The sequence below is a fragment of the Frankia canadensis genome (genome assembly GCF_900197875.1).
In the GTDB taxonomy this organism is placed as follows: Bacteria; Actinomycetota; Actinomycetes; order Frankiales; family Frankiaceae; genus Frankia; species Frankia canadensis.
On sequence record NZ_FZMO01000462.1, the window covers coordinates 1 to 1071 of the forward strand.

Annotated in this window: 1 protein-coding gene; it reads right to left on the minus strand. The window is 73.9% G+C overall.

What is annotated here, in order from left to right:
* Positions 1-957, minus strand: a 957-nt coding sequence (locus C1A33_RS26175; protein WP_243407964.1) for an ArnT family glycosyltransferase, incomplete at its 3' end; no start/stop codon positions are given.
* Between the last annotated feature and the right edge of the window lie 114 nt (positions 958-1071).

The window sequence follows — 1071 nt, forward strand, 5'->3', positions numbered from 1 at the left end:
ACGCCGAGCGCGGCCCCGGCCCCGGCGAGCCACCGGACAGAGGCGCCCTCCACCGAGCCCGTTGTAGCCGAACGCGAGGTTGAGCACGCTGTTGTCGGTCGAGCCGCCGATGTAGGGACGGGAACCCGACGGCCACAGTGCCGTGGTCGCCACCCACCAGCCGGCGGCGACCACCACCGCGAGGCCACCGACGAGGGTGTGCCAGACCCGCCGCCACAGGCCTGTCGGCGCGGCGAGCAGGTAGACCAGCGCGAACGCCGGCAGCACGATGAATCCCTGCAGCATCTTCGTCAGGAACGCCACGCCGAGCGCGGCCCCGGCCCCGGCGAGCCACCGGACAGAGGCGCCCTCCACCGCGCGGACCAGGCAGTAGGCGGCGACGACCAGGACGAACGTCAGGACGCCGTCGGGATTGTCGTAGCGGAACATCAGCGCCGCCACCGGTGTGAGCGCGAGCACCGCCCCGGCGAACAGCCCCGCCGCCGGCCCGAACCACCGGCGCACCATCGCGTACATCAGGGCGACCGCGACCACGCCGCAGAGCGCGGACGGCGCCAGCATGCTCCAGCTGGAGAAGCCGAAGATCCGCCCGGACACCGCCATCACCCACAGCGACGCCGGCGGCTTGTCGACCGTGATGAAGTTCCCGGCGTCCAGCGACCCGAACAGCAACGCCTTCCAGCTCCTCGTCCCGGCCTGCACCGCCGCGGCGTAGAAGCTGTTCCCGTAGCCGGACGCGCTCAGGTCCCACAGGTAGAGCACTGTGGTGGCGACGAGCAGCGCGAACAGCCCCGGCCGCGCCCACGCCGGATCCCCGGGCCGCCCGCGCAGCCACCGGACTCTGACGGCCGCCGGCGAGCCGTCGGGCGAGCTGTTCCCGGCCGGCCGCGCAGCGGCGGCGCTGGCCGGCGGCCCGGAGGAGTCGGCGAGGCTGGTCGGGTCCGACGGCTGCATCATGGGCGTGATGCTCTCTGCGCAATCTGTGAGGAGCCTGTGCACCGCCGGCCCGGCGGGCTGGCACTGCGACGGTGGCCAGGTGGGAGGTGGGCGACGACGGGGACGGGGACGGGC